At 72.6% G+C, this 17,352-nt stretch carries 16 protein-coding genes and 1 tRNA gene; 9 read left to right on the top strand and 8 right to left on the bottom strand.

The genetic code is table 11. The annotated features are described in order from the left end of the window. Window positions 1-307: 307 nt before the first annotated feature. A complete protein-coding gene (locus tag B9W62_RS19895; RefSeq protein WP_087808455.1) occupies window positions 308-634 on the bottom strand; it encodes a hypothetical protein in 327 nt (108 codons plus the stop codon). 363 nt (window positions 635-997) lie between these two features. On the opposite strand from B9W62_RS19895, the gene B9W62_RS19890 reads away from it, so the two are divergent. Together B9W62_RS19890 and B9W62_RS19885 are read left to right on the top strand one after the other, a co-directional pair. After that, entirely contained in the window at window positions 998-1,870 is an 873-nt protein-coding gene (locus B9W62_RS19890; protein ID WP_087808454.1) for a bifunctional DNA primase/polymerase, read from the top strand. 238 nt (window positions 1,871-2,108) lie between these two features. Further along, window positions 2,109-2,630 (top strand): hypothetical protein, encoded by a 522-nt coding sequence (locus B9W62_RS19885; RefSeq protein WP_256976514.1) that lies wholly within the window; start codon window positions 2,109-2,111, stop codon window positions 2,628-2,630. Here B9W62_RS19885 and B9W62_RS19880 read toward each other — a convergent pair. Continuing rightward, on the bottom strand, window positions 2,627-3,619 hold the full coding sequence (locus tag B9W62_RS19880) for a DUF4232 domain-containing protein (RefSeq protein ID WP_256976513.1): 993 nt from the start codon (window positions 3,617-3,619) through the stop codon (window positions 2,627-2,629). The two genes, B9W62_RS19885 and B9W62_RS19880, sit on opposite strands and share 4 nt — an antisense overlap. 690 nt (window positions 3,620-4,309) lie before the next feature. Here B9W62_RS19880 and B9W62_RS40785 point away from each other — a divergent pair. Then, window positions 4,310-4,384 carry a DUF1918 domain-containing protein gene (locus tag B9W62_RS40785; RefSeq protein ID WP_256976773.1) on the top strand — a complete coding sequence of 25 codons (75 nt, stop codon included), beginning with the start codon at window positions 4,310-4,312 and terminating at the stop codon, window positions 4,382-4,384. Between the two features lie 168 nt (window positions 4,385-4,552). Here B9W62_RS40785 and B9W62_RS19870 read toward each other — a convergent pair. Beyond that, window positions 4,553-4,637: transfer RNA gene (locus B9W62_RS19870), tRNA-Ser, on the bottom strand. 63 nt (window positions 4,638-4,700) lie between these two features. Beyond that, window positions 4,701-5,291: a TetR/AcrR family transcriptional regulator gene (locus tag B9W62_RS19865; RefSeq protein WP_087808453.1), complete on the bottom strand. Its 591-nt coding sequence runs from the start codon at window positions 5,289-5,291 to the stop codon at window positions 4,701-4,703. 71 nt (window positions 5,292-5,362) lie between these two features. Here B9W62_RS19865 and B9W62_RS19860 point away from each other — a divergent pair, with 71 nt between their 5' ends. Continuing rightward, entirely contained in the window at window positions 5,363-6,256 is an 894-nt protein-coding gene (locus tag B9W62_RS19860; protein WP_179235565.1) for an NADP-dependent oxidoreductase, read from the top strand. 159 nt (window positions 6,257-6,415) lie between these two features. Here the strand turns inward: B9W62_RS19860 and B9W62_RS19855 are convergent, their stop codons facing one another. Next, the gene (locus B9W62_RS19855) at window positions 6,416-8,050 is read right to left on the bottom strand and encodes a S1C family serine protease (RefSeq protein WP_087808451.1); all 1,635 of its coding nucleotides are present in this window, start codon (window positions 8,048-8,050) and stop codon (window positions 6,416-6,418) included. A 262-nt stretch (window positions 8,051-8,312) separates the two neighbouring features. Between B9W62_RS19855 and B9W62_RS19850 the strand changes: the two genes are divergently transcribed. The 3 genes from B9W62_RS19850 to B9W62_RS19840 all read left to right on the top strand — a co-directional run bounded on the left by B9W62_RS19850 (window position 8,313) and on the right by B9W62_RS19840 (window position 11,272). After that, on the top strand, window positions 8,313-9,140 hold the full coding sequence (locus tag B9W62_RS19850; RefSeq protein WP_087808450.1) for a glycerophosphodiester phosphodiesterase: 828 nt from the start codon (window positions 8,313-8,315) through the stop codon (window positions 9,138-9,140). A 127-nt stretch (window positions 9,141-9,267) separates the two neighbouring features. Beyond that, a complete protein-coding gene (locus tag B9W62_RS19845; protein WP_087808449.1) occupies window positions 9,268-9,906 on the top strand; it encodes an ATP-binding protein in 639 nt (212 codons plus the stop codon). Window positions 9,907-10,306: 400 nt separating this feature from the next. Continuing rightward, window positions 10,307-11,272 (top strand): DUF5926 family protein, encoded by a 966-nt coding sequence (locus tag B9W62_RS19840; protein WP_087808448.1) that lies wholly within the window; start codon window positions 10,307-10,309, stop codon window positions 11,270-11,272. 245 nt (window positions 11,273-11,517) lie between these two features. Here the strand turns inward: B9W62_RS19840 and B9W62_RS19835 are convergent, their stop codons facing one another. Together B9W62_RS19835 and B9W62_RS19830 are read right to left on the bottom strand one after the other, a co-directional pair. Further along, a complete protein-coding gene (locus B9W62_RS19835) occupies window positions 11,518-12,297 on the bottom strand; it encodes a hypothetical protein (RefSeq protein WP_087808447.1) in 780 nt (259 codons plus the stop codon). Window positions 12,298-12,352: 55 nt separating this feature from the next. Beyond that, window positions 12,353-13,018, bottom strand: a complete 666-nt coding sequence (locus B9W62_RS19830; RefSeq protein ID WP_087808446.1) for a bifunctional DNA primase/polymerase — start codon at window positions 13,016-13,018, stop codon at window positions 12,353-12,355. A gap of 648 nt (window positions 13,019-13,666) precedes the next feature. On the opposite strand from B9W62_RS19830, the gene B9W62_RS19825 reads away from it, so the two are divergent. Then, window positions 13,667-15,100: a PP2C family protein-serine/threonine phosphatase gene (locus B9W62_RS19825; protein ID WP_087808445.1), complete on the top strand. Its 1,434-nt coding sequence runs from the start codon at window positions 13,667-13,669 to the stop codon at window positions 15,098-15,100. A 132-nt stretch (window positions 15,101-15,232) separates the two neighbouring features. Further along, window positions 15,233-16,699, top strand: coding sequence for an aminopeptidase P family protein (locus tag B9W62_RS19820; protein WP_087811987.1), 1,467 nt, complete (start codon window positions 15,233-15,235; stop codon window positions 16,697-16,699). A 105-nt stretch (window positions 16,700-16,804) separates the two neighbouring features. On the opposite strand, the gene B9W62_RS19815 is transcribed toward B9W62_RS19820, so the two are convergent. Then, complete coding sequence (locus tag B9W62_RS19815) at window positions 16,805-17,269, bottom strand: ATP-binding protein (protein WP_087808444.1); 465 nt, start codon at window positions 17,267-17,269, stop codon at window positions 16,805-16,807. Between the last annotated feature and the right edge of the window lie 83 nt (window positions 17,270-17,352).

The following is a 17,352-nucleotide window of genomic DNA, read 5'->3' as shown; positions in this document are numbered from 1 at the left end:
TGGTGGCCCCACCTCCTGTAGGTGGAGTGGGGGAGGAGAGGTACTGCGGGATGACCCCTGCGGGTCTCCGCGAGACCGGGCCCTTCCGGTGCCGGAGCACCGCCGCCCGGAAACGGCCGGACGACGATACCGAAGCACCACCACCCGAAAACGGCCGGACGACAGTACCGAAGCACCCGCCACCCGAAAACGGCCGGGCGACGGTACCGAAGTACCGCCGCCCGGACGCACTGCGACCCCATGAAGCAATCCCGCACAAGGAACCGAGGGGCCGGCCGCGGCAGCGCACCCGCGCCGGCCCCTCAGCTCACCACCACAGCGGCGAGAAGGTGACGGCCACGTTGTCGTTGCCCTGGTTGATCGACGTGAAGGCGGAGCCGTCCACCTGCGCGGTGTTGCTCTGGTTCGAGGCCCCCGAGCCGACGGCCTGCTGCTGCGTGGTGGACGAGTTGCCGTTGTTGTCGTCGCCGACACCGCTGCCGAGGATGCCGGCGTTGGCGCTGGCGGCGGTCGCGCTCGATCCGTCGTCCGCGAAGGCGCCGTTGTCCGCCGTCGCCACCCCGCCGAAGAGCGCGGCGGCGAGCGGAAGGGCGACGACGGCGGCGACGACACGGGCGGTACGGATGCTTGCCATGTTGTTCCTCCAGAACAAGTGCGCACCGGCTTCCAGCCGACAACGCGAGAAGTATGTGAACTAGGGCTTATGCCAAGGCAGTTGGCCGACCGCCTCGACGCTGTGCACGACGTCGCGTGATCAGAATTGCCCACCGAATCCCCGGCGAACCACCCCGGAAGCCCTGATTCGCCCTCAAGCGTGAGGACAAGTCGATAAACCCCTTTGCTGCCCTTCCGCCCCACCACGGGACAGCACGGACGACTCCCCCTCAAGCCCCGCAAGGGGTGAAGCGTTCCGCCACTTTTTCCCGCCGCCCCCGCCTCCCCGGCGTGTCGCACCCCCGCCCTTCCCTTTCTCGAACATACGTACGAACATAGACCCATGGCCACCACCGACCGGCAGGCCACGACGCTGGCCCTCGCACACGCCCTGTCAGCCGCGGAACGCGGGCTGGCCGTCATCCCGCTGGCCCGGACCAAGCTCCCCGCCCTGCGCTCCCCCCACCGCGACGCCCCGACGGCGGAGCCGTTCACCTGCCACGGCGAGTGCGGCCGCTTCGGCCACGGCGTCCACGACGCCTCCACCGACCCGGCCCGCGTCCGCGCGCTCTTCGCCGCCGCGCCCTGGGCCACCGGCTACGGCATCGCCTGCGGCCTGCCGCCGCACCACCTGATCGGCATCGACCTGGACACGAAGCCGGAGACGGACTCCTCGGCCGCCCTGCGCGAACTGGCCCTGCGCCACCTGTTCACGATCCCGCCCACGGTCGTCGTCCTGACCCCGAGCGGAGGCCGCCACCTCTGGCTGACCGGCCCGCCCGACCACGTCGTCCCCAACTCGGCCGGCCGCCTCGCCCCCGGGATCGACGTCCGGGGCGCCGGCGGCTACCTGGTCGGCCCCGGCTCCCGCACCCGGCACGGCGCCTACACCACCGCCAACGGCACGGCCCACCTAGCCCCGGCCCCTTGCCCGCCCGCCCTCCTGCGCCTGCTGCTGCCGCCCCCCGTGCGGCGTGCGAGGGCCGGAACGACGGGCGGCGACGGCCGGGGCCTGGTCCAGTTCGTCCTCGCTGCGCACCGCGGCCAGCGCAACACCCGCCTCTTCTGGGCGGCCTGCCGCGCCTACGAGAACGGCATCGCCGCGGCCCTGCTGCCCGCCCTGCTGGACGCCGCCCGGACCACCGGCCTGACCGAACGCGAGGCCCGCGCGACGATCGCGTCGGCGGCCCGCATGACCGGCGGACACCCCGCATGACCGGCTGGCGAACGCCCCGAGTGACCGGCCGGGCGGCGCCCCGCACGACCGAACGGCGAACACCCCGCGTGACCGAGCGGCAGGCGCACCGCAGGCCGGGCCGACGCCCCCACGCGACCGCCCGACGCCCCAGATGACCGGCCAACGCTCCACGTCACCGCCTCCCCCTCTCTCCTTTCCCCTCCCTCCCCGGCCACCTGGGTGCCTGCCCCACCCGGCACGAAACCGAAAGACGCCGATGCACGACCGTCCCAGAGTGCCGACACTGTCGCTGACCCGGATCGTCCTGACCTGCGGCCGCAACGTCGACCTGACCGAACTTCGCCTGACCCCGACCTACGACGCGATGTCGGAGAGCTACCCGTGCCGCCCCGTCAACGACCTGCGCATCCGGGCCCTCCTGCACACCGCCGCCCGGATGTCCCCCACCGTGCCGGTCCACCTGATCCCGCCGCCGCGCGCATACCCGGACCAGTACGCGGGCGCGTTCGGCCCGGTCGAGACACTGCCGCGCGTCGCCTGCGTCGGCCGTTTCTCCTCGATGCCGCTGACCCCCGCCAACGACCCCGTCGCCTACCGCTCCGGCCTGACCGTCATCTGGTTCCAGCCGACGACCCGGATCCCGGACCCGTACGACACGGACCCCGCCCTGCTCGACGTCGACTGGGCGGCCCTGGCCCTGGACTACGAACTGCGGGACCCGTCAGCCGGGCCCCACAATCCGTCAGCCAGGCCCCGGAACCCGCCCGCCGGATGCTAGGAGCCGGGCCGCCCGGCCCCCGTTCCGCTCTCGTCCTTCCGCCACGCCCGGACACCGAGTTCACCGGTGGTGCCGAGGTCGAGGTGCGGCGCGACCATCACGGGGTCGGAACCGGCCTCGGCCCGGACCCTGACGTAGGGCACGGTCACCGCCTCGCCGAACTCGGTGGTGTTGCGCCACGCCAGCCCCGACACGGCGGCCTCGCCGGGCCGCAGCGTCACCGGCCGGGGCGCCCCGCCGTCCCCGCCCGCCATCGGGATGCCCTCGGTACCGCGCAGGATCTCGACCCCGTCCACCGCCTGGTGCTCCGCATCGAGCAACTGCAGTACGGGATACCCCTCCAGGGAGTACGTGCGGCTCCCGCAGTTCTCCAGGTGGAGGCCCACGACACGCAGCCCCATGGCCGCGTCACCCTGGTCGGCGGTCAGCCGCAGCCCGGACGCCGGACACGTACCGGCGGGCACCGGAGCCTCGTCGGAGGGCACCCGCTCCACGTCGAGAATCCGCACCCGCCCGGCGTCGACGGCCCCGCCGCCCGCGTACGTCCCGGGCTCGAGAGTCCGCCGCACGGTCTTCCCCGCCCCCACGGACGCGACCCTCTCCTCGACGTTGGACATCGCCCGGCCCTGCTCGTCCATCAGGGAGAAGGTGATGGTGTACGTGAACGGCTCGGACTCCGGGTTGGTCACGTCGTACTGGACGACACACGGCCCCGCCGATGCCCCGAACCCCGGCAGGCTGTCCGCCGTGACCGACACCCCGGGCCGCTCACTCGCCCGCCCGCTGGGCGACGCGCTTTCCCGGGCCCCGGCCCGCTCCACCACCCCGACGACCCGAACCCCGTCCCGCTCGGCACCGCTGCCGGCGGTGCCGCCGGAAACCCCGCCACCGGTGGGAGCGCCCGCACAAGGCCCCTTCGTCTCCTCATCGCCGCCCGCCTCCGAGGCGGCGGTCTGCGTCCCGCAGCCACCCAGCACGAGACCGGCCACAAGAGCACTGGATACCGCCAACGACAAGCGGAACGGGGGGATTCGCATCGCCCCACCCCACCAGCCCCACCCCATTCCGACCGTGGCGGAAGCCACACCTCCGGTCACAGCCCTGTCACAGCCGGAACGACGAAACCGTTCTGCGACCACCGACCACCGACCACCAGGCAACGCCTGGTCAGCCGACCATTGCACCGCGCGATCGTTCAAGAGAACAAGGCACCCACCACGAGCGCGCCGTAGTGCAGGCACTGGTGCCATCGCTTGCAGTAGCGCTTCGCCCGCCACATCGAACGGCCAGGGCCGGCCCGTCGAGACGGCGGACATCGTGGTGCCCACCGCGCACTACGAGATCTTGTACGGGATTCCGATCAGCCGCGCGTAGGTGACGGCGTGGCCGGTAGGTCGCTCACGCGGTAGACCGCCGTCACTCACCCGGGCGAGTTCTGACCCGCGCCACCAGGCAACGAGCGTTGAAGCCCCGCATGCTGATGGAGCCCCCACGTACCTTGCGGACGGACGAGCGCCCGCTCTCCCCTGGCACGGTCCGACAACGCGACCGAAGAACGGAGCCCGACTCATGCAAGCAACTGTCGGCGACAGAATCCGAATGCGCAGCCAGTCGGGCGCCTCAGCGGACGGTGAGATCGCGAGGTGAAAGGGCAGAACGGCGAACCGCCGTACCTGGTGATGTTCGATGACGGTCACCAAAGCCTGATTTACCCCGGGCCCAACTCCGACTGGGAAATCAACCCCGAGGCTTAAAGATCGACCGGGCACGCCCCAGGCGGCAGGCCCCTCAGAGCATGCCCCAGCCGTGCCCCTTCCGTGCCCGAACGGCCGGGAAGTCGCGGGGAACGGCGGGGTTCGGCGGGTAGCGCGTACGGCGACGGCCCCTGACCGTCGTACCTGGTCAGGGGCCGTCAACACCTGCGGTGGGTGTGGGATTTGAACCCACGGTGACTCGCGCCACGACGGTTTTCAAGACCGTTCCCTTAGGCCGCTCGGGCAACCCACCCCCGCGCCGTCCCGCCTGGGGCGGAGCGGGTACAGCCTACCGGCCCCGTCCGGCGGGCGGGGGTCACGTGGGGTGTGGAGGGCGGGCCGCGGCCCAGGCGGCCTCGATCATCGGGAAGATCTCGTCTAGGGCGGCCTCGGGATCGGGGGACTCGCGGGACAGGGAGTAGGCGTCGATCACGAACCTCGCGAGGGTGCGGGCGACGGTTTCGCTCCGGGTCAGGGCGGGGTCGGCGGCGATGGCCGTGGCCAGGGCTTCCGCGTGGCGCAGGCGGACCGACTCGTCGTACTTCCGCAGGGCGGGAGACCCGTCGATCATGCGCCAGATCGGGGCGGCGCTGTCCGCGGTGCAGTGCCGGACCAGGGCCAGGACCTCGCGGCGCAGCGCGGGGATGAGCGGCTCGTGCGGGGCGCGGTCGGTGACCGCGCGCGTGAGGCGGTGCTCGAAGTCCTCGTCCTGCTCGAAGACCAGGGCCTCTTTCGAGGCGAAGTGGGAGAAGAGCGTGGTGACGGCCACGTCGGCCTCGGCGGCCACGTCACGGATGCCCACCGCGTCGTATCCGCGTTCCAGGAAGAGCCGCAGCGCGGTGTCGGCGATCTTCTGGCGGGTCGCGGCCTTCTTGCGCTCACGGCGACCCGACTGCTGCACGGTCATGAGCCGCAGGCTAGCAGGTACAAAACAATAACCGTTATGAAACACTATCCGTTAGTGCTACGTTCGGCGGCATGAGGAAAGTGAGCTTCGCCGAGTTCGGCGGTCCGGACGTTCTGAAGTTGGTCGACGCCGAGGAGCCCCACGCCGGGCCCGGCCGCATACGCATCGCCGTGCGGGCGGCGGGCGTGAATCCCGTCGACTGGCGGGTCAGGGAAGGGCAGGTGCTGGGGGCCCACCCGATCGAGTTGCCCTCCGGGGTCGGGCTGGACGCCGCCGGAGTGGTGGACGAGGTCGGCGAGGGGGTCACCGGGGTCGAGGTCGGGGACCGGGTCTTCGGGGAGGGATCCGACACCTACGCCGAGTTCGCCGTGCTCGGGGCCTGGGCGCGGATGCCCGAGGGGCTGACCTTCGAGGAAGCCGCCGGGTACCCCTCCGTGGTGGAGACCGCGCTGCGCATCCTTCGCGAGGTCGGCGTGCGGCCGGGGCAGACGCTGCTGGTCAGCGGGGCATCGGGAGGAGTCGGGTCGGCGGTGCTGCAAATCGCCCGCGACCGGGGCATCAGGGTGATCGGTACGGCCGGTGCCGCCAACCAGGAGTACCTGCGCGGACTCGGTGCCGTCGCCACGACGTACGGCGAAGGCTGGGTCGAGCGGGTGCGGCGGCTCGGCGAGGTCGACGCCGCTCTCGATCTGGCCGGCTCGGGGGTGATCCGCGAGTTGGTCGAGCTGGCCGGGGCGCCGGAGAAGGTCGTCAGCATCGCCGACCTCGGGGCGCCCGAGTTCGGCGTCCGCTTCTCCGGTGTGGCCGGGAGCGTGCCGGCGGCGCTCGCCGAGGCCGTCGACCTGATCGCGCGGGGGAAGCTGCACATCCCGGTCGAGAAGTCGTACGCGCTCACCGAGGCCGCGGCCGCGCACGTCGACAGCCAGGCCGGTCACACGCGCGGGCGCCGGGTCGTCGTCATCTGAACATCTGAACCGGTGGCCCGAGTCGGGATCCCCGCCTCCCCGAACGCACTTCGCCACCGGGCTGTCCCCGGTGGCGAAGTGGGCCGTTCCTGACGTGCGTCCTGACGGGCGTCCTGACGGGCATGCCGCCAGGCGTCCCGACGGGCGCGGCAGCGAGGATCAGTCGTCGCCGAGCTTCGAGCCCAGGGTGACCTCGGTCGTGTGCTGCTTGCCGCCGCGCTCGTAGGTGACGGTGACCTCGTCGCCGGGCTTGTGGGTCCAGATCTCGCCGATCAGGGTCGGACCGCTGTCGATCACCCGGTCGTCGAGCTTGGTGATGACGTCACCGGGCTTGAGGCCCGCGTCGGCGGCGGGGCCGCCCTTCTCGACCGGGTCGGAACCGCCCACGCCCTGCTCGGTGAGCTTGGCGCCGTTCGTCGTCTCCTCCAGGGAGACGGAGGCACCGATCTTCGCGTACACCGGCTTGCCGGTCTTGATCAGCTGCTGGGCGACGAACTTCGCCTGGTTGACCGGGATCGCGAAGCCCAGGCCGATGGAGCCGGCCTGGCCGGTGCCGAAGCTGCCGTTGCTGCTCGACTGGATCGCGGAGTTGATGCCGATGACGTTGCCCTGCGCATCCAGCAGCGGGCCGCCGGAGTTGCCCGGGTTGATCGACGCGTCGGTCTGCAGGGCGCTCATGTAGGACGCCTTGCTGTCGGCGCTGCCGTCGCTGGAGGCCACGGGGCGGTTCTTGGCGCTGATGATGCCCGTGGTCACCGTGTTGGACAGGCCGAAGGGGGCGCCGATGGCGATCGTCGAGTCGCCCACGGCGACCTTGTCGGAGTCGCCGAGGGGGAGGGGGTTCAGGTCCGAGGGGGCGTTCTCGAGCTTGATGACCGCGACGTCGTAGCCCTGGGCGTGGCCGACCACCTCGGCGTCGTACTTCTTGCCGTTGGGGAAGGTCGCGCTGAGCTTGCCGCCGTCGACCGCCTCCGCCACCACGTGGTTGTTGGTGACGATGTGGCCTTCCTTGTCGAAGACGAACCCGGTGCCGGTGCCGCCCTCGCCGTTGCTTCCCTCGGCCTGGATGGTGACCGTGCTCGGCAGCGCCTTGCCGGCCACACCGGCGACGGTGCCCGCGTCGCGCTTGACGGAGCCACCGGTGTCGGAGGCGGAGACCGTGGTGGAACCGCCCCCGTCGTTGTTCTTGGCCAGGGTGTAGCCGAGACCGCCGCCCAGACCGCCCGCGACCAGCGCGGCGATCAGGACACCGGCGACCAGACCGCCCCGCCCGCGGCCCGGCTTCGGCGCGGGCTGCTGGTACGAGGCACCCCAGCCGCCCGCTCCGCCACCGGCCCCGTCACCGGGACCTTCACCGAAACCGCCGCCGTAGCCATTGCTGTTGCCGGGGCCGCTGCCATAGCCGTAGCCGTTGCCGTTGCCGAAGTCGTTGCCGAAGTCGCTGCCGGTGCCGTTGGGGCCGCTTCCGCCGTACGTCGGGGTCTGGGCGGCCGTCGGAGCCTGGGCGGCCGGGGTGCCCGGCGGCGCGGGCGGGGGCCACGAGGCGTCGGGAGCCGTGGAGCCCTGCGGGACCGCACCGCCGCCCTGGGGTGCCTGGTGGCTGTGCGGCGACGCGTCCTGCGGCGCCGCCGGGGCCTGGGCGGGGGGAGCCGCCGCGGCCTCGGGAGTGGCGGCGGGTGCCTGGTCCGGGGAGGGCGGCGCGGGAGGCTGGGCGGAGGCAGCGGGAGCATCCACCGGCACGGGAGGTGCGGACGGGGCCGGGGGTACCGCGGTGCCCTCGTTCTCGGTGCTCACAGCTTCTCTCCTAGTTCCACGGCTGTTGGTCGCTCACCCTGGTCGCGCTCAGCGACGCTCCCGCGCTGCTCCACGGTCCGGCGCGATGCGGATGTGCTGGTGATTTTGTATGCCATCAGCTTTTCCCACGGGCCGTCAGAGCACCATAAGCGGTAGCTGTGGGTCCCCGACCGTCCTTTACACAGGTCATCCAAGACTAAACGGACACGTTGCCGTTTCCGCCGATGGCACGTCTACCCGCCCACGGTGGCACCATGACGCGGTGACCCACGCACGACAGCACCGGATTCAGGTCGTCGCCCACCGGGGCGCCTCCGAGGACGCCCCCGAGCACACCCTGGCCGCGTACCGGAAGGCGATCGAGGACGGGGCGGACGCCCTGGAGTGCGATGTGCGCCTGACCGCCGACGGCCACCTGGTCTGCGTCCACGACTGGCGCGTCAACCGTACGTCGAACGGCCGCGGCGCGGTGTCGGCGCTGGAGCTCGCCGACCTCGCCGCGCTGGACTTCGGCGCCCGCCGGACCCGGGAGTTCTGGCGCACGCGCGACGAGCAGCCCGACTGGGAGCACCGGCCCGAGGACCGGGAGGAGACCTCCGTCCTGACCCTGGAGCGGTTGCTGCAACTGGTCGCCGACGCGGGGCGGCGCGTCGAGCTGGCCATCGAGACCAAGCACCCGACGCGCTGGGCGGGGCAGGTGGAGGAGCGGCTGCTGCTGCTCCTGAAGCGGTTCGGACTCGACGCCCCGGCCTCGGCCGAGGAGTCCCCGGTGCGCGTGATGAGCTTCTCGGCCCGGTCGCTGCACCGGGTGCGGGCCGCGTCGCCGACGCTGCCGACGGTCTACCTGATGCAGTTCGTCTCGCCCCGGCTGCGGGACGGGCGACTGCCCGCGGGTGTCCGGATCGCGGGCCCCTCGATCCGGATCGTGCGCAATCACCCCGCGTACATCGAGCGCCTGAAGCGGGCCGGTCACCAGGTGCACGTGTGGACAGTGAACGAGGCCGCCGACGTGGATCTCTGCTCCGACCTGGGCATGGACGCCATCATCACCAACCGGCCGCGCGCGGTACTGGACCACCTGGGCCGCTGATTCGTCCCCGGCCCTTGACCCGGCGGCCCGGCTGCCCCATTCTCCGTTCTCGGCCACACCGACCAGATCCAGCCATGCGACTACGGGGAGTGCACCGGCGCGTTCGGTACGTGTTCGACCGTGTCGAATGCGTCACCGTGCGGGGACCGGCCGGTTTCCGGCTCAGGGCGATGGGGCATCCACACCGTGGCGTGGGGCGAAGGAGGTCTCGGGGGTGGCGTTGGTGGTGGCACAGGAGGTGCCCACGTCGTCGAGCATGGCCGTGCCCCATGGCCCTGCGGGCGTGGGGGAAGCGAGACACCGCATGCGTGATCAGTTGCGCAGAGGCGGAGTGGCGGAATCGGTCATCGACGACGCTGTACTGGTCCTTTCCGAATTGCTGAGCAATGCGTGCAAGCACGGCCGACCGCTGGGCGACGCCCTGGCCGGGGACGGCGACGTCCGGGCCGCGTGGCAGGTGGACCCGGGCGGCCGGTTGCTGGTGGAGGTCACGGACGGCGGCGGCCCGACCCGCCCGGCTCCGGCGACCCCCTCGGTCACCGCGCACGGCGGCCGCGGGCTGAACATCATCGCGGCGCTCGCCGACGACTGGGGCGTACGGGACGACGCCCGCGGTGAGGTCACGGTCTGGGTCGTCGTCCACGACGACGTGCACGACCCGGACGCCGGACACCGGCGCGACGACTTCGCCACCCGGATCTCGGCACCGGCGGTGTCGGAGATCCCCGGCCTGGACTTCGCGGACGCCTTCGAGGACCTGGGCTGAACCGGGTCCGACGCGAGGGTGCGGCCGACCCGGCCGACGCGGCCGACGCGCCCCGGGCGATCCCTACGGCGCCCACCTGGCGATCCGTACGACGCCCACCCGGCGATCCGTACGACGCCCACCCGGTGATCCGTACGACGCCCACCGGCGATCCCTACAAGGCCCACCCGGCCGATCCTCACGACCACTGGGCCGACCTCCCGGGCACCCGGACCGCGCCAACCCGCACGGCCGCGGCAGCCCCGCGACAGCCCCGCGCCAGCCCTGTGGCCGCCACCGAGCCGGGCGGCACCGCGAGTTGTCCACAGGCGGCCCGTCGTCCACAGGGTCCCGACGGGCGGGGTGGGAACGGCTAGGCTCGCGCCCGTACGAGTAGAGCCGTAACCGGGAGACACCCACGATGGCCAAGAAGCGACCCCAGACGAAGGCCAAGCGGCCCCAGCTCGACGATGCCGAGGTCCCGGTCGTCGGTGCCCGCGAGCCCTGCCCCTGCGGCAGCGGCCGCCGGTACAAGGCCTGCCACGGCCGGACCGCCGCACAGGCCACGACCGCGCTGGTGCAGCGCCCGTTCGAGGGGCTGCCCGGCGAGTGCGACTGGGTGGCGCTGCGGGAGCTGGTGCCGGCGGCCACGGTCGGGCTGACCCTGCGGGACGGCCTGCCCGAGGGCGTCCCCTCCGTCACGCTGGCCACGGTGCTGCCGATGGCCTGGCCGGCCCTGCGCCGCGACGACGGCTCGGTCCTCCTCGGCCTACAGAACGACACGGCGTCGGGCGACATCAGCCGCGACCTCGCCGACACCCTCGCGCGGGCACTGACCGCCGACCCGGGCACCCCGGTGCAGGGCCGCCGCGCGCCGGCCGACGGCCCGCGATTGCAGGACCTGCTCGCGCCCGAGGGCGCGTTCGAGCCGGAGGTGCACTCGGGCTTCGAGTTCTGGGTCCCGGACCCGGAGAACGCCACGCCGGACGTCACCGCCTCCCTGGAGCGGGCCAACGCCGCGGCGATTCCCACCGTCCGGCTACAGGGCGTCGACGCCGCCTACTGGTGCGAGACTCCGGACAAGAACCACCTGCGCTGGGTCATGCCGCACGACGAGGAGCGGCTTCTGGACGCTCTTGCCCGGCTGCACGCCGCGGGCCGGTCGTCCCTCGGCGAAGGCACCCGCCTCGTCGGCTCCTTCCGCGCCCACGGACTCACCGTGCCGGTGTGGGACCTGCCGAGCGAGATCACCGCGCAGGACATCGAGAAGCCGGCCGCGGAGTTCGCCGAGCGGCTCGCCGAGGCCCTGGCCACGGACGCTCCCCTCACGCACGACGAGCGCCGGGCACGCGGCGGCCTCACCAACCGGCAGGTCACCCTCAGCTGACGCACAGCAGTGCGGGCCGCCCCCGGCTGACCGACCGGTCAGCCGGAGCGGCGGCTCGTGGACGGGTGACTCCGGTCACAACTCCCGGTGCGGACAGGCCAGTCGGTGACCGGAAAGCAAGAGATCGAATTTGCTAACCGCCGATCTCTTGTTACCGTTCCAGTAGCCCGGTTGCTGGTGCATCCCCCGTCGCCAGCAACCGGGTCTTTCCATGCGCCAGATCGCGCACGCGCCGCAGTCGCCGGTCAACTCCCCGTACCCACAAGGCTTTTGGCGTCGCCGTGCCCGCTGTCGCCGCCCGCACCGGCCCCACCGCTCCCGGCGCGCAGCAGCAGCGGCCCGTACCCGGCCCGGCGGGCGAACTCCGCGACCGCGGTGTACCCCTCCAGCCCGCCCCTGTTCGCGTCCCCGGTGTCCTCCGGCGGTGTCTCGCAGGTGCCCGGCGCGTCCTCGACGCTCACCGCACAGCTCGTCCGCACGCTGCGTCCGTCGGGTCCCATGAGGCTCAGTACGGATTCGAGCGGGCCGCCGGTGGCGTTGCGGTAGTAGGTCCGCGCCCAGGTCTCCGCCCCCCGGTTCAGGACACAGGTCTGCGCCTCGACGCCCGCGGGCGAGGTGAGTTCGGGGCCGCAGCGCGCGGCCAGGGCGGGGCCGGGCGGCAGCGGTGAACGGGCCGCCCCGGAAGCGGCTTCGGCGGCGGCCGAGGAGGGGACGGAGGCCGAGGACGCGACTGAGGACGCGACCGAGGGCGAGGCCGCCTTGTCGTCACCGCCCCGCGCGAGCAGCGGCACGGCCGTCGAAACCTCGGCGTCCGCGTCGCCCGAGGGCCCCGCGGACGCCACCGCGAACGGCAGTACGACCGCGCACACCACGACGCCCGCGAGCCCGTACAGACGGATCCGCCGACGGTCCGGCGCACCGCGGCGTGACCCGGTGCGACGTGACCCGCCCCGTCGTGACCCGGCGCGGCGTGACCGGGCGCGGCGCGGCCCGACGGCGCGGTGCTCCCCTGCGTGAAGCGGCATGGTCGGACGATAACCACCGGGGGCGGGCGCGGACTTCCGCCCGCGCCGACACCCCCTACAACTCGGGCGCGCTCACACCCGTACGAGTGAGGGCGTCGACCACCGCGTCCACCACGGCCTCCACGTCGGGCACCCAGGGCGAGGCGGAGCCGGGCAGCGGCGCCCGCTCCCAGCGGACGGCACCGTCCCCGGTCTCCGACGGGGGCAGCGCGAGGTAGCCGCCCTCGCCGTGGAAGCGCAGCGAGCCGGGGACGAAGTCCTTGGCGTAGAGCAGCTCACCCAACTGCTCCAGGGAGTACGGCCTGACCAGCAGCGACCAGCGGGTGGGCGAGGCGACGACCGGGCCGAGCCGCAGCGCGGCGCGGTCGAGCGCGGCGAGGGCGTGGGCGGCCGGCAGGGCGGGCAGGGAGACGGCACACGGGGCACCGCCTCCGGTGGCCATGACGATCGGCGCGGTCGGCCGGTTGGTCCACCACCAGCGCACCATGCGCGCGTCGGTGGTCGCCGCGAGGAGACCGGGGTCGAAGGGGTGCGCGCCCGGCACCGTGCACTCGGGGTCCGGACAGCCGCAGCGCGACCGCGCCCGCGGATCCGCCACCGCGCCCGGGAGTACGGGCCACTGCCATTGTGCCGCGTAGGTGAGGGCCGCGCCGATCAGCTCAGGCCGCCCGTCGTCGTGCTGGGACAGGAGCCTGCGTCGCCTTCCGAGGATCTCGCGCATGAGCGCTCGTTCCTTTCCGTTGCACGCCTGGCAACACCGTGGTCTCTTCACACCATGTGTCGATCACTTCGCTGTGCGTTGCTGGTGGCGCATCACACCCCTGCCGAGAAACGTCCCCCCGGGGCACGCCTCCGCCAAGGGCAAGGGAAACCCCTGTGGGTCGAGCACTGACTGCGTCCGTGACGGTACCGGCCACTGCGTCTATCAAAAGCAAGGCGTGGCGCGGGGGTGGCGAAGTCTGGCGTTTTGCCGTCGCGCGTATTTCTCTCCGCCTCCGCCACGGGAGGATGGGGCACGGTCGTCGGTGGATAGGACGCCCGGGTCCGTCGCCAGGTTCCCGGTGGCCCCCAACCACCCCCGGCTTTCTCCGAGTACGTACCCATCACGACCGCTGTGACGCTCCGTGAAGCACCCCCAGTCGACCGCAACAAGGCGTCCTCTGGGGCAGTTTCAAGCCAATTTCGCTTTTACGCAAGAGGTCGAGAGGAAGGCCGCTCACACCCCACGGACACCAGGAATCCCGGCAGGACAATGCTGGACATCCCCTTACGAGTGCGTGTACATGTGGAGACACTGCTAGCGGCGCAGAATGACATGGGGGTTTGCGATGCTTTTGAGCAGTAAGCGCCGGTCGGAAGGCCGGACGCCATGAACGCCCCGCACCCTGCGAAAGTGGCCGGAATCGATTCAACGGTTCCGTCCCCCGCACACACTGTCGCGTCCGCCGCCACGGGCACCCCCCAGGCGGCCGAGCCCCCCACGACGGACGCCGCGACCGTCACGGACGCCTCGGGCACACCCTGTGCCCCCGGGGCCCTGCTCCAGGACCGGCTCGCCGGCTGGGTCTCGGACCTCACGACCCTGCACGAACTGACCGAACGCCTGGTCCGCACGGACACCCTCGCCGACGGCCTCCAGGAAGTACTGCGCGCCGGAGCCGCTCTGGTCGGCGCCCGGCGCGGACTCGTCGTGCTGGAACCGGCCGACGGACTCGGCCCCACCAGCACCGTCGGCCTCGGTCTCGCCCGCGCCGACCTCGGCCACATCGAGACGGTGCCCCGCAGCTCCCTGTCGTACGGGCGGATCCTGGACGGGCTGCCGGTCGCGGAGGACGGCATCGCGGAACCGGACCTGCTCGCCGAGAAGGCCCTCGACCCCCGCCACCGCGAGGTCGCCGCCCGCCTCGGCTACGCCGCCAGCTACGCGCTCCCCCTGTCCGCCGAGGGCACCGGGCGCCTCGGCGCCGCCGTCTGGCTCTACGACGAACCCGCCGAACCGGGTGAACGGCAGCGCCACCTCGCCGGCCTGTACGTCCGGTACGCCACCGGGCACCTGGCGCGTCTCCTGGAGGTCGAGCGCACCCGCGCCTCCATGGCGACGATGACCGAGGAGCTGCTGCCCTCCCGCCTGCCCCGGGTGCCCGGCGTGCAGCTCGCCGTCCGGCACCGCACCGGTCCGGCGGGCGGGGGCGACTGGTACGACGCCCTGCCGCTGCCGGACGCCGCGCTCGGCCTCTCCGTCGGATCGGTCACCGGGTCGGGGCCCAGCGCGGTCGCCGCGATGGGTCGGCTGCGTGCCTCGCTGCGCGCGTACGCCGTGATGGAGGGCGAGGACCCCGTCGCCGTCCTGTCCGACCTGGAGCTGCTGCTGCGGCTGACCGAACCGGCCCGCTCGGCCACCGCGCTGTTCGGCTACTGCGAGCCCGCGCTGCGCCGGATCACCCTGGCCGGCGCCGGGCACAGCCCGCCCCTGCTGATCGGGCAGCGGCGCACGGAGTTCGTCGAGACCTCCGTCTCCGCGCCGCTCGGCATGCTCGCCTGCTGGGAGGCGCCCAGCGTGGAGCTACAGGCCGAGCCGGGAGAGACGGTCCTGCTGTACACCGACGGGCTGCTGCACCGCACCGGCGACCCGGCCGACCGCGCCTTCGCCCGGCTGCACGCTGCGGCGGCCGGTGTCCCCCGGGCCGCACGGCAGGACCCGGAGGCGGTCGTCGAGCACGTCCTGCGCACCGTGCTGCCCGACGGGAAGCCGGAGGCGCACTCCGAGGAGGACGTCGTCCTGCTGGCGGTCAGGTTCGAATAACGGTCACTGACGCCCCGCACGCCCCGCATAACGGACGGTAGTGCACCGGCGTAACAGGTCCTTCGCCCCTGGGCCCCCTTCCGTACGACCGTACGATGGGGGTGGTCCAGTGCCGTATCGAGGAGGATGACCGTGGCGGAGGAGCTCACCCCGGAGAACCCGGAGAACCCGGACGAGACCGAGGAGCCGATCAAGCAGCGCAAGAACGGCCTGTACCCGGGCGTGTCCGACGAGCTGGCCGAGAACATGAAGTCCGGCTGGGCCGACACGGAGCTGCGCGACCTGGAGCCGATCGCCCAGGCCGCCGAGACCGCCGCCCGCCGCGCCGCCCTGTCCGCCCGCTTCCCCGGCGAGCGCCTGGTGATCCCCGCCGGCAACCTGAAGACCCGCTCCAACGACACGGAGTACCCCTTCCGCGCCTCGGTCGAGTACACGTACCTGACCGGCAACCAGACCGAGGACGGCGTCCTGGTCCTGGAGCCCGAGGGCGACGGCCACACCGCGACGCTCTACCTCCTGCCGCGCTCGGACCGGGAGAACGGCGAGTTCTGGCTGAACGGCATGGGCGAGCTCTGGGTCGGCCGCCGCCACTCCCTCACCGAGGCCGGAAAGCTGTACGGCATCCCCGCCTCCGACGTCCGCGAGCTGGCCGACGCCCTGCGCGAGGCCACCGGCCCGGTGCGCGTCGTGCGCGGCTACGACGCCGGCATCGAGGCGGCCCTGACGGACAAGGTCACCGCCGAGCGCGACGAGGAACTGCGCGTCTTCCTCTCCGAGGCCCGCCTGGTCAAGGACGAGTTCGAGATCGGCGAGCTTCAGAAGGCCGTCGACTCCACCGTGCGCGGCTTCGAGGACGTCGTGAAGGTCCTCGACAAGGCCGAAGCGACCAGCGAGCGCTACATCGAGGGCACCTTCTTCCTCCGCGCGCGCGTCGAGGGCAACGACGTCGGCTACGGCTCCATCTGCGCCGCCGGCCCGCACGCCTGCACCCTGCACTGGGTCCGCAACGACGGCCCGGTCCGCTCCGGCGACCTGCTGCTGCTGGACGCGGGCGTGGAGACGCACACGTACTACACCGCCGACGTGACGCGCACGCTGCCGATCAACGGCACGTACAGCGAGCTCCAGAAGAAGATCTACGACGCCGTGTACGACGCCCAGGAGGCCGGGATCGCGGCGGTGCAGCCCGGCGCCAAGTACCGCGACTTCCACGACGCGTCCCAGCGCGTGCTGGCCGAGCGGCTGGTCGAGTGGGGTCTGGTCGAGGGCCCCGTCGAGCGGGTCCTCGAGCTGGGCCTTCAGCGCCGCTGGACGCTGCACGGCACCGGGCACATGCTCGGCCTGGACGTCCACGACTGCGCCGCGGCGCGCGTGGAGTCGTACGTCGACGGCACGCTGGAGCCCGGCATGGTGCTCACCGTCGAGCCGGGCCTGTACTTCCAGGCCGACGACCTGACCGTGCCCGAGGAGTACCGGGGCATCGGCGTGCGCATCGAGGACGACATCCTCGTCACCGCCGACGGCAACCGGAACCTGTCCGCCGGGTTGCCGCGCCGGTCGGACGAGGTCGAGGAGTGGATGGCGGCGCTGAAGGGCTGACCCCCACCTGCCGTACGACGGCCGCGCACCCGTGCGGGTGCCCGGCCGTCGGCGTGTCCGGGCCTGCCGACCGGGCCTGCCGGGGGCTGCCGGCCGGGACTGTCGTCAGACCGCCACCAGCGGAGCGTTCTCCCGCCACTTGAGGACCTTGTCGAAGCTCACGACGGCCCCGGCCCGTCCCGGCGTGCTGCCGATGTGGACGTGGTCGGCCAGCTCCCGGATGAGACACAGGCCGCGACCGCTCTCCGCCTCCGGGGGCGCCGGGCGGGTCACGCCGTGCGGCCCGCCCGGGGCGTGAGCGGGAAACCCGGGGCCCGCGTCGGCGACCTCGATCCGGCACCGCTCGCCGTCCAGGTAGGCGGTGACGCGGTACGCCTCGCCGGGACCGCCGGACCCGTCGTCGCCGCCGTGCTCGACGGCGTTCGCGCAGGCCTCGCTCAGGGCGACGGAGAGGTCGAAGGAGATGTCGGGGTCGACGCCCGCGGTCTCCATGGTGCCGATCAGCAGCCGGCGGGCCAGGGGCACGCTCGCAGCCTCGCGCCGCAAATGGAGTGACCACCAGATGCTCATGCTCCAGCCTCCCGGCCGCGGCTCGACATACCGATACGTATTGCCCCTGACACCCGGGCGTAAGCGCGTCGCGCCCGTGACAC

It is taken from the genome of Streptomyces sp. CS113 (genome assembly GCF_002188365.1).
Lineage (GTDB): Bacteria > Actinomycetota > Actinomycetes > Streptomycetales > Streptomycetaceae > Streptomyces > Streptomyces tendae.
The sequence above is the reverse complement of the archived record's forward strand: the minus strand, read 5'-3'. Positions and strand labels throughout refer to the sequence as shown.

What these genes read in the sequence shown, in the direction of transcription:
- B9W62_RS19895 (WP_087808455.1), bottom strand. Translation starts at nt 634, where the DNA reads ATGGCAAGCATCCGTACCGCCCGTGTCGTCGCCGCCGTCGTCGCCCTT.
- B9W62_RS19890 (WP_087808454.1), top strand. Translation starts at nt 998, where the DNA reads ATGGCCACCACCGACCGGCAGGCCACGACGCTGGCCCTCGCACACGCC.
- B9W62_RS19885 (WP_256976514.1), top strand. Translation starts at nt 2,109, where the DNA reads ATGCACGACCGTCCCAGAGTGCCGACACTGTCGCTGACCCGGATCGTC.
- B9W62_RS19865 (WP_087808453.1), bottom strand. Translation starts at nt 5,291, where the DNA reads ATGACCGTGCAGCAGTCGGGTCGCCGTGAGCGCAAGAAGGCCGCGACC.
- B9W62_RS19860 (WP_179235565.1), top strand. Translation starts at nt 5,363, where the DNA reads ATGAGGAAAGTGAGCTTCGCCGAGTTCGGCGGTCCGGACGTTCTGAAG.
- B9W62_RS19845 (WP_087808449.1), top strand. Translation starts at nt 9,268, where the DNA reads ATGCGTCACCGTGCGGGGACCGGCCGGTTTCCGGCTCAGGGCGATGGG.
- B9W62_RS19840 (WP_087808448.1), top strand. Translation starts at nt 10,307, where the DNA reads ATGGCCAAGAAGCGACCCCAGACGAAGGCCAAGCGGCCCCAGCTCGAC.
- B9W62_RS19835 (WP_087808447.1), bottom strand. Translation starts at nt 12,297, where the DNA reads ATGCCGCTTCACGCAGGGGAGCACCGCGCCGTCGGGCCGCGCCGCGCC.
- B9W62_RS19830 (WP_087808446.1), bottom strand. Translation starts at nt 13,018, where the DNA reads ATGCGCGAGATCCTCGGAAGGCGACGCAGGCTCCTGTCCCAGCACGAC.
- B9W62_RS19825 (WP_087808445.1), top strand. Translation starts at nt 13,667, where the DNA reads ATGAACGCCCCGCACCCTGCGAAAGTGGCCGGAATCGATTCAACGGTT.
- B9W62_RS19815 (WP_087808444.1), bottom strand. Translation starts at nt 17,269, where the DNA reads ATGAGCATCTGGTGGTCACTCCATTTGCGGCGCGAGGCTGCGAGCGTG.